Origin of the sequence: Pseudomonas sp. 65/3-MNA-CIBAN-0223 (assembly GCF_040310425.1) — a bacterium.
In the GTDB taxonomy this organism is placed as follows: Bacteria; Pseudomonadota; Gammaproteobacteria; order Pseudomonadales; family Pseudomonadaceae; genus Aquipseudomonas; species Aquipseudomonas gregormendelii.
Genome location: NZ_JBEOPV010000043.1, coordinates 1 through 9,470 on the forward strand (window position 1 = coordinate 1; position 9,470 = coordinate 9,470).

Consider the following 9,470-nt stretch of genomic DNA (forward strand, 5'->3'; position numbering starts at 1 on the left):
GAACTCAGCAGTGAAACGATGCATCGCCGATGGTAGTGTGGGGTTTCCCCATGTGAGAGTAGGTCATCGTCAAGATTGAATTCCAAAACCCCTGTCTGCTAACGCAGACAGGGGTTTTGTCGTTTAGCGCCCTATGAATGCCACTTGCCCATCACCGATGACTCAGGCTTTGCCTTGCAGGGTGACCCACCAGCGTGTTCGGTAGTGCAACTGGACGGGAAGGGCGTGCGTCAGGGTAACGAGGAGCTGGTCAGTGTCGTCCAGACGGAATGCACCGGTGAGGCGTAGGTCAGCAATATCTGTGGCGCAGCTCAGGTGGCCATGCCGATGGCGGCCCAGCTCATCCAGGAAGTCTGCGAGACGCATATTTCGCGTAACCATCAGGCCGTCCACCCACGTACCTGGCTCCAGGTCAGGCGGTGACGCCATTGACGCTTGTTGGCGATCGACCAGGTAACTTTGCCCGGGACGCACCTCAATGGGCACGCCAGCGGCGGACACTGGTGAATGAATGATCACCTTGCCGGCCGTTACGCTGAGCCGGGTGCGGTTCGGTTCCTGAAGAAGGACATACCGGGCATCCACTCCCTCGAACAATCCATGAACACTTTGCACTCTTAACGGACGATCAAACGAGGCGGCTTGATCGATCCCGCCACAGGTCACGAGTATCTCGCCTCGGGTCAGTTTGATCAGTCGCTGATGAGGGGTGTAATCCAGGTCTGCCGAACTGGCGGTATTGAGCTCGAGGCGGGTGCCGTCAGGCAGCTGGAAACCACGCCGTTCGCCAGTGGTGGTGGCGAAGTCGCAGGTCCATTGTTGCCAGTGGTATGCGTCCTTGGCCAACCAGGCTGTCGAACCCAGCAGCACCAAGCCGGAGAGCATCTGCAGGGCTTGCCGGCGGCCTACGCCCAAGGCACTGGCTGGCGAGGTATTCAAGTGATCCGGGGCGCCTGCTATGGCGCGCGGATCGCTGCTCAGCTCGGCCTGCAGGGATTTGACACGCTGCCAGGCCAGCTCGTGTTCCTGGCGCTCCGCGCGCCATACATCGCATTGCAGGCGCAGCCGGGGATTGCCAGCGTTGTTGCGCAAGCGCAGGAGCCAGTGGATAGCCTGTCTCACCACATGTTGATCAGGCACCTGTGCTGCCAACGGTGATGAAGACATGATGCGGCTGCCCGGATGTCACAATGATAATTAGTCGCATTGTCTTTCACCGGTAGCCAATTGCGCAACTGATCGCCACGCGTCTGTCGAATGACATCGGTCAAGCCTTCTTGGAACGGCTATTGCTCGGGGCTATTGAGATAACGCGTAATCACTTCCACCGCACGATTGAGGTGCTGTTCAAGCAAGCGCACTGCGCCCTCGACATCACGGTCCCCCACTGCGCGCAACAGCGCCCGGTGGTCCTCCTGGGACAATTCACCCAGGTTCATCGCCTCCAGATTGAAGCGCAGGAAGCGTTCCTCTTCATTCAGCCCGTCCTCCACCAGCCGCAACAGCCTGCGGTTGGGTGCTTTACTGTAGAGCGCCATGTGGAAGAGGCGGTTTAGACGACCGATCTCGGTAAAGTCGCGCTCTGTCTCGAGATCATGGATATGGCGCGCTGCCTGTTCAATGTCCTCCGCGGTAAGCAGAGGGATCGACAGACGCAGCGCTTGCGACTCCAGCAGAATGCGCAGTGCATAGGTTTCCACCGCATCGCCTTGGACAAGCGGCGCAACAACGGCGCCTTTGTGTGCGATGACGCTTAGCAGCGACTGCGCCTCAAGCTGACGCAGTGCTTCGCGAACCGGCATGCGACTGACCCCGAAGAAATCCGCCAGGTCTTGTTGACGCAATGCTGTGCCACACGGGATTCGGCCGTCGAGAATCGCCGAGCGCAAGGTCTCTTCAATCACTGCGCGGGCCATGTGTGCAGGGATTGGCGCGTTGATCTTGATACTGCCTAGAGGGTTGGGCTTTTGTGTCACAACGCACCCTGAATAAGTTTTAATGTGATTGGATCCAAATTGACACTAGAGACTGCCAGACAAGATGTCAAACCGGCGGCCGCGCTGAAAGTTTAGCGCGCTATCAGTGATCTCATCGTGCCATTGTCTTTTGTCGGGCTAACCTGCACCATCAACCGAATTCCATCTGCCTGATCTGGATGCCTCGCATTGGCGGTACGTTTCGCAATCCCTCGGACTTTGCGCTGGCTCTCATTCGCCCTGCTGCTGGCTGGCGTCATGCTGGGCGGCCTGCATGCCGATTGGGATTTCTCGCTGATCAGTCGCCGTGCCCAGGCATTGTACGGCCCCTTGGGCGAAGGGCAGCAACGCATTGACGCCTGGCAGCATTTATTGGCTACACAAAAGCAGGTCGGTGAACTCGAGCAGCTCAATCTGGTTAATCAGTTCTTCAACCGCAAAGTGCGTTATGTGGAGGATATCGACCTGTGGAACGAGGTTGATTATTGGGAGACGCCGGTCGAAGCGTTGTGGAAAGGCGCAGGAGATTGCGAAGACTATGCCATCGCCAAGTATTTCAGCCTGCGCCATCTTGGTGTTTCCAGTGACAAACTGCGCATCACCTACGTCAAGGCCCTGCGCCAGAATCGCGCGCATATGGTATTGACCTACTATTCGAGTCCCGAGGCAATGCCGCTGGTGCTCGACAGCTTGATCGATGCAATCAAGCCCGCCAATCAACGAACCGACCTGTTGCCGGTCTACTCTTTCAACGCAGAAGGGTTGTACCTTCCGGGCGCCAAGGGCAACAAGAAAGTCAGCGACACCAAACGCCTGTCCCGCTGGCAGGATGTGTTAAAGAAAATGCAGGCCGAAGGTTTTCCGGTCGAGACGACTAACTAGGAGCACGCGCTCAGATGTCTTTGTTCAAACAGCTTTTGATCGCTATCTGTCTGTTCCTGGTAGTCGCTTTCACTGGCAGCTTCATGGTCAGCCTGGAAAGCTCGCGGACCCAATACGTCAATCAACTGCGTTCCCACGCCCAGGATGCGGCAACGGCCCTGGCGTTGTCCCTGACGCCTAATATTGATGACCCGGCGATGGTCGAGCTGCTGGTCAGCTCGATTTTCGACAGTGGTTACTACGCCAGCATTCGGGTGATAGACGTCAGCAACGACAACGTCATCGTGGAACGCAGCGGCATTCCAGCGGTGACCAACGTGCCCGACTGGTTCGTCAAGCTGATCGGGCTGGAGCCCGCCGGTGGTGATGCCATCGTCAGCCGTGGCTGGGAGCAGGCGGCGCGGGTCGAGGTCGTCAGTCACCCGATGTTTGCATTGGCCAAGTTGTGGCAGAGCGCACTGGGCAGCCTGGGCTGGCTCCTGCTCTGTGGCGCCGTCAGTGCGGTGCTGGGTGCGCTGCTGCTGCGTCGGCAATTGAAGCCCCTGGACTACATGGTCAAGCAATCCCACGCGATTGCCCGACGTGAGTTTCTCAGCCTGCCGGACCTGCCGCGCACCCCCGAATTGCGACGCGTTGTCCAGGCCATGAACCAGATGGTCGAGAAGCTCAAGGCGCTGTTCCAGGAGCAGGCCGAGCGCAGTGAAAAGCTGCGCGTCGAATCGTATCAGGACACCCTCACGGGTTTGGCCAATCGGCGGTATTTCGAGATGCAATTGAACGCCCGGGTGAGCAACCCGGAGCAGGCCAGCTCGGGTTATCTGCTGTTGCTACGGGTGAAGGATCTGGCCGGTTTGAACCAGCGTCTCGGCGGTCAGCGCACCGACGAGTTGCTGATTGCGGTCGGCGAGCAGCTATCGCGTGAGTGCGCCAAGTATCCCGAGACTCTCAACCTGGTCACACGTATTCGCGGCGGCGAGTTTGCCGTGCTGGCCCCTGGGCTGGTCCGTGAAGAAGCGCTGCAACTGGCGCGTAACCTCGACAGCGCCCTGGCGAGCCTGCATGCCACCGGAGCCACCGATGTGGCCTCGGTTGCCTCCCTGGGCCTGGCACCGTTTGTCCATGGTGACTCACCGCAGGCGGTCATCGGGTTAGCCGACCAGGCACTGGCGCAGGCGGAAACACAGGGTGAGCCGAGCTGGGCCTGCCTGGATCACAGCGCTTCGTCCCGCGTCGCAGATGACCACCATGCCTGGCACAATCTGCTGGATCAGGCACTGACAAATCGAGGCCTGCAACTGTACTTCCAGCCGGTAGTCGCCAGTCAGGACCCGCAGCTGGTGCTGCACTACAAGGTGCTGTCGCGGCTGATTGACGATCAGGGCCAGACCATCCCTGCGGGGCGTTTCCTGCCCTGGCTGGAGCGCTTTGGCTGGACCGCGCGCCTGGACCGGCTGATGCTGGAATTGGTGCTGGAGCAAATGGCCGGTCATGACGAGTCACTGGCGCTGAACCTGTCTTCGGCCACGCTGGCGGATCCGCAGATGCTGAACAAGGTGTTCGAGATCTTGCGCGCACATTCGAACATGGGGCCGCGCCTGACCCTGGAAATCGGCGAGGAGCAGATTCCCGAGCAAGCCGTGCTCGAGCAATTGACCAAGCGTTTGCGTGAACTGGGCTTCTCCCTGAGCCTGCAACGTTTTGGCGGACGCTTCAGCATGATAGGTAACCTTGCACGCCTGGGCCTGGCCTACCTCAAGATCGACGGCAGCTACATCCGTGCGATTGATCAGGAGGGCGACAAGCGCCTGTTCATCGAGGCGATCCAGCGCGCAGCGCACAGCATTGATCTGCCGCTGATAGCTGAGCGGGTCGAGACTGAAGGGGAGTTGTCGGTGATCCGCGAGATGGGGCTTTATGGGGTGCAAGGGCAGTTGTTTGGTGAGCCCAAGCCCTGGCAGTAAACACTTCAGAAGCACAAAAGATCGTTCGAAGGCTCGGGCCGCGATCGGACGATCTTTTGCTTTGGCAACGGTCCTAAATCAACCCCGTCTCTTCATCATCAATCAAGTGACTCAATCCACCCAACGCCTCACGCGCCTGGTTCCGGTCCATCAGCTTGGCCTGCGCCGCCGCCGGCAAGTCCGTCACCCGAATCACGCCTTTGCTGGTCAGCACCTGAATCAAGTCGTCGAGTACCCGGATCATTTCCAGGTCGCTCTGCTTGAGCTGTTTGAGGCTGACTTCCATCACTTCGTTGGCGTACCACGCCTGGATCTCATGATGATCCGCGGGCAGCGTCTCGGTGGCCTCGGCGTAAGCCGCCGCCTCCACGCGCACTAATTGGCCTTGCGCATCGCGTTGCACGTAAAACATTGAGCATCCCTCAGAAATGGACCAGCTTCATGCTGTCAGCAGCATAGGACAACTGCGCACGAGTATGCGGTGCGACGACGAAATCGTCACCGGGGTGATTGTCGCAAACGTGACGGCCGCCCGGTTTGGGCGGCCATCCGCTGGCTATCAGCTGTTGTTGTGATCAACCTTGATGGTCGGATCGCTACCGGCAATCAGGTTGTGCAGGTTGGCGGTCGACCAGTTGTTGCCTTCGAGTTTGATCGTCACATCGGCCTTGGCAGCTGCTGCGTCATTACTGTTGAACTTGCCGGCAGAGTTCACTTCCAGGGACGACACGCCGTCCGTCGTGGTGATCTTCAGGAAGTTGTCGATGGTGCTTCCGGTCTCGTTCTGCAACAAATCACGCAGGTCGATACGGTCACCTTCGGCGGCCTTGAAGTCCTTGATCACGTCGGCACCGGTGTCGCCTGCTTTCCAGACGAAGGTGTCGCCACCCAGACCGCCGATCAGGGTGTCGTTGCCTTTGCCACCGATAAGGATGTCATTGCCGTCGCCACCGTCGAGCAGGTCGTTGCCGGTTCCGCCAAGCAGGATGTCGTTGCCATTGCCGCCGTACAGTTTGTCGTCGCCACCCTGGCCGAAGATGATGTCGTTGCCGGCACCGCCCAGCAGCGTGTCGTTGCCGTCATGAGCACCGGACACGTCGAACACTTTGTAGTTCTCGGTCACGAACTGGTGCACGTTGCTTGGGGTGACCTTGTTGGTTTCGACATCCGTTTCCAGGCCGACGAACGCTTGCAGCGCGGTGTAGCCCTCACCCGTGACCCCGTTGAAACTCACCAGGTCGCCGAAGATGATGTCGTTGCCATCGCCGCCGTTGATGTTGTCGCTTCCTGGCAGTGTTGCCTCATTGTGGCCCAGGATCGCGTTAGCCAGGTCATCAGGGTTGATGTTGGCCAGCGGTTTTCCTTTGGTCGTGTTATAGGGCGCCAGGTCACTTTCGGTGACTGCGTTGTTCAAGCCAATGGCCTGTACGGTGGAGTTGGCCGCAGCAAACAGGGCGAGTGCCAGCCCTGCATTACGGGCGCTGTCGCGATCGAACTTGCCTGCGCCGTCGTTGTAAGACAGTTCGTAAGTCCCATCACCCTGCGCGTGAATCTTCAAGTTGCTGTAGGCCTTCGGAGACCAGTCGCCATTTGAGTCCTGGGTCCATTTGTTCACGTTGCCGCTGGCATCAACCAACGTCCGGAGTTTGTCACCTATCATTGCGGTGAACGCGGTACCAGGCTTGTAATCACCGGCCTTCATCAGGCTGTCGAGGTAGATGTCGCTTGTGTTGTTTGACGAGTAGTCAACGACTTTTGGATTGTCCTGCTCGGACGACGTGTAGGCAGTTGGCTTACCATCGGTGATGAAGTAAGTCAGGTTAATCGCATTCGGGTTGCTCTTAGCGTCGGCGCTGTAGAACCAGTTGGCCGTGGTCTTGAACACGTCCTCGTAGTTAGTCCAGCCACCCTTGGTCATGCTACCGAGCACGGTCTTCAAGCTGTCCAGCGCGCCCTTGCTCGACAAGTCGACCGAGATCGATTTGTTCGCCTGCGTATCGAAGTCCACCAGGAATACCTTAACGGTACCCGGGTTCTCGCCTTGCGATGTGGCGCTGGCGATCAGCGAGGTAAATACCGCTATCAGGGAGTTCTTGGCCGACGTTATGGAGGCAGTGCTCATGCTATCCGAACTGTCGACCATGAAGGCGATGTTGTAGTTCTGCCCCGGGATCGGTGTAAGCCCCGCCACGTCAGCTACGATGATGTCATTGCCAAAGGTGCCGTCCTGAACGTCGTTGCCCGCAGTCAGCGTGATCGGGTTGTACGTCGCCGGGTAAATGGTGACCGGAATCGTCGCCGTACTCGACGCCGAACCATCCAGTTGCTCCGTAGAAGTCGAGGTCACGGTCAGGTCGAACTTGCCGTTGTAATAAGCCGGTGGCGTCAGGGTCAGGTTGGCCAGGGTCCAGCCAGTCACTACCGCCTTGCCATCGGTGCCCACCGTCCAGCTGTGGCCGGCGTCGTCGCTCAGCACCATGCCTTTCGGGAAGCCGCTGATGGTCACACTGAGGCTTTCCGAGCCGTCGGTATCGGTCAGCGCGGTGGTGATTTTGGACAGGTGTACGCTGCCGTTCTCCGCGCCTTCGTTGAGCTTGTAGCCCTCGTAGTAACCTTCACCGTTAGCGCCGTGCAGCTCGGACACCGTCACGCCGGATGCGGCCAGGTTGGCCACGCCGGTGTACAGCGGAATACCGGAACTGCTCAGGTCGACAGCGGCGGCGCCGTTGATCGACAGGTTGACGTCATAGCTGCCCGGGCCACTCTGATTGTGGTGGTAGATGTCGATGGTGTAGTAGCCGCTGGTAGTCGGCTTGAAGCCAGCACCCGAGATGGCGCCACCTTTACCCCACAGCGCGCTGGCTACATCTTTGCCGCCAATAGTCACCAGCAGACTGTCGTCAGCGCTGCCGCTGAAGGTGTAAGTCTTGCCGGCTTCCAGGTAGATCAGGCCAGACGTTTTCGATGCGGTACCCACAGCGACATCGCCACTGGATTGCACGTTGGTCGAGGTGCTGGTGCTGTTCGGATTCTTCGCCGCATCAATCACCGACTTCAGGGTGGCCGTTGCCGCACCGCTGCCTACGCTGCCGTCATAACCTGCGCTCAAGCCGGACAGGTTGGTCCAGACTTCCTTGAGCAGGCCGGTCGAGGTGACTGCGTTGCTGTCCACAGTCAGCGTCGGTCTGTCAGCTACCGGGGTAATGTCGACTTTGAGTGTCGCTTCATTGCCCTGGTTGAAACCGTCGGTAGGCTTGAACTTGATCTGCGCGTAGTCAGCGGCCTTGTTGCCAATGCCAGTGCCGCCATAACCGTCAGCACCGGACTCGTTCGCGGTCGGTACGAATTTCAGCTTGCCGGCCGTGATATCCGCTTGGCTGATGACCTGGCCGACGGCAACTTTTATCCAGCCGGTAGCGCTGTTGAACATCAAGTCACCATTACTCAAGTCACCATTAGGTGCGACGCCCGTAATGGTGATGCTCAGAGGGCTGTCGTTATCGACATCGGTGGTTTGGAAGTTGGCCCACGTCAGCACCAGATCAGTGTCTTCGACACCGGTAACACCGCCGCTTACAGCAACCGGTGCATGGTCGTTGTCGACGATGGTAGTGGTGACACTGGTTTTCGTAGGATCGATTACGAGGTTCTCGAAATTACCGCCAGCGACGCTGTCGATGGTGATCACGAAGTTCTCGGAACCTTCCACCAGCTTGTCGTTGATGGTCGAGATGTCGAAACCGACGCCATTGCTGTTGGCCGGGATCTTGACCGTGACGACGCCGTTGAAGTCAACGTTGTTAGTCGCTGTGCCGCTGTATTTCAGGGTGACAGTGACTTCGCCGTGGGCAGTGTTGCTCAGGTTCAGCGTGTAATGCGCTGTCTGGCCTTCAACGACTGAAGCATCGCCAGTGATGCCGACGGTGACTTTATTGCCGTCGCCGTTCGGTTCGTCGGTGATGGTGACGCTGGTCTTGTCGTTACCCAACACCAGGTTTTCGTAGTTGTTGGTACCCGTCACTTCGGTCAGCTGATTCTCAACGACAACTGGCTGATCAACGTAGAGGTTGTCCGGGATCAGGACCTCTTTGCTGCCACTGATTTGATTAGCCTTAACCGTAACGGTGGTTTTGTCAGTCAAGGTAAAGGTCAGGTCGGAGGCGTTGGTAACCGGCAAGCCATCGGCGTTGGTCAAGGTCACGGTGTAGATGACTTTGCCGCCTTCGGTGACGTTGGTGGTATCCACGGTCAGCTTGGCCACGACATCGTTGATGGTGTCGGTGGTTTTCACGGTGACTGGTGTGTTGTCGATCACCAGGTTTTCGAGGGACTTGCCCGCGACTTCAGCGCCAGTGACTTTAACGGTCAAGGACGATGGGTCTTTGTAGACGTCTTCTGCGTTGGCATCGGCGGTATAGATCGCAGTCTTGGTACCCGCGAGGATGGTGACGCTTTTATCGTTGCTCAGGTTTACAACCAGGTTGTCAGCCAGGACGCGGTTGATGCTCACGGTGAAGGTTGGTGCTTGGCCTTCCTCTACGTCGCCGTTGGCAACGATGCCGACGGTGACTTTATTGCCGTCGCCGTTCGGTTCGTCGGTGATGGTGACGCTGGTCTTGTCGTTACCCAACACCAGGTTTTCGTAGTTGTT

The 9,470-nt window shown here is 58.4% G+C and carries 6 protein-coding genes and 1 rRNA gene; 3 read left to right on the forward strand and 4 right to left on the reverse strand.

Annotated features, from left to right (window positions below; translation table 11 throughout):
• A 5S ribosomal RNA gene (gene rrf, locus AAEZ09_RS29605) occupies nucleotides 1-75 on the forward strand; the annotation flags it as partial.
• An 87-nt stretch (nucleotides 76-162) separates the two neighbouring features.
• Here rrf and AAEZ09_RS27725 read toward each other — a convergent pair.
• Together AAEZ09_RS27725 and AAEZ09_RS27730 are read right to left on the reverse strand one after the other, a co-directional pair.
• Nucleotides 163-1,167 carry a DUF4880 domain-containing protein gene (locus AAEZ09_RS27725; protein ID WP_350601555.1) on the reverse strand — a complete coding sequence of 335 codons (1,005 nt, stop codon included), beginning with the start codon at nucleotides 1,165-1,167 and terminating at the stop codon, nucleotides 163-165.
• A gap of 119 nt (nucleotides 1,168-1,286) precedes the next feature.
• Nucleotides 1,287-1,976, reverse strand: coding sequence for a GntR family transcriptional regulator (locus AAEZ09_RS27730; protein WP_350601557.1), 690 nt, complete (start codon nucleotides 1,974-1,976; stop codon nucleotides 1,287-1,289).
• 189 nt (nucleotides 1,977-2,165) lie between these two features.
• On the opposite strand from AAEZ09_RS27730, the gene lapG reads away from it, so the two are divergent.
• Nucleotides 2,166-2,858, forward strand: a complete 693-nt coding sequence (gene lapG / locus AAEZ09_RS27735; protein ID WP_350601558.1) for a cysteine protease LapG — start codon at nucleotides 2,166-2,168, stop codon at nucleotides 2,856-2,858.
• A gap of 14 nt (nucleotides 2,859-2,872) precedes the next feature.
• Nucleotides 2,873-4,819: a cyclic di-GMP receptor LapD gene (gene lapD, locus AAEZ09_RS27740; protein WP_350601560.1), complete on the forward strand. Its 1,947-nt coding sequence runs from the start codon at nucleotides 2,873-2,875 to the stop codon at nucleotides 4,817-4,819.
• 73 nt (nucleotides 4,820-4,892) lie between these two features.
• Here the strand turns inward: lapD and AAEZ09_RS27745 are convergent, their stop codons facing one another.
• Nucleotides 4,893-5,231, reverse strand: a complete 339-nt coding sequence (locus AAEZ09_RS27745; protein ID WP_045060508.1) for a hypothetical protein — start codon at nucleotides 5,229-5,231, stop codon at nucleotides 4,893-4,895.
• Between the two features lie 147 nt (nucleotides 5,232-5,378).
• Nucleotides 5,379-9,470 (reverse strand): immunoglobulin-like domain-containing protein (locus tag AAEZ09_RS27750; protein WP_350601561.1); only part of this gene is annotated, 4,092 nt, incomplete at its 5' end.

Bases quoted from the DNA above. Each gene is read 5' to 3' on its own strand.
- AAEZ09_RS27725 (WP_350601555.1), bottom strand. From the start codon at position 1,167: ATGTCTTCATCACCGTTGGCAGCACAGGTGCCTGATCAACATGTGGTG.
- lapD (WP_350601560.1), top strand. From the start codon at position 2,873: ATGTCTTTGTTCAAACAGCTTTTGATCGCTATCTGTCTGTTCCTGGTA.
- AAEZ09_RS27745 (WP_045060508.1), bottom strand. From the start codon at position 5,231: ATGTTTTACGTGCAACGCGATGCGCAAGGCCAATTAGTGCGCGTGGAG.